The organism is Pseudonocardia oceanicola, assembly GCF_047200735.1.
Taxonomy (GTDB): domain Bacteria; phylum Actinomycetota; class Actinomycetes; order Mycobacteriales; family Pseudonocardiaceae; genus Pseudonocardia.
Genome location: NZ_JBJZON010000116.1, coordinates 1 through 286, shown reverse-complemented (window position 1 = coordinate 286; position 286 = coordinate 1). Strand labels below are relative to the sequence as shown.

Annotated in this window: 1 protein-coding gene; it reads left to right on the top strand. The window is 72.7% G+C overall.

Annotation, left to right across the window (positions count from 1 at the left end; all coding sequences use genetic code 11):
• On the top strand, positions 1-286 hold a 286-nt coding region (locus ACL02T_RS35065; protein ID WP_503129117.1), incomplete at both ends, for a thiolase family protein.

Genomic DNA, 286 nt, shown 5'->3' with positions numbered 1-286 from the left:
GGAGATGATCGGCTGGGAGCTCGACGGCGAGGTCCGGCGCAGCGACCAGACCGTCCGCCCGGGGACCTCGGCCGAGACCCTGGCCGGGCTGAGGACGGTGTTCCGCAAGGAGAACGGTCGCATCACCGCGGGCACCTCCTCGCCGATCTGCGACGGCGCGGCCGGTGTGCTGCTGGCCTCGCAGCGGGCGGTGGACACCCACGGGCTGACCCCGCGGGCGAGGATCCTGGACCAGACCACGGTCGGTGTGGACCCTGTGATCATGCTGACCGGTCCCATCCCGGCG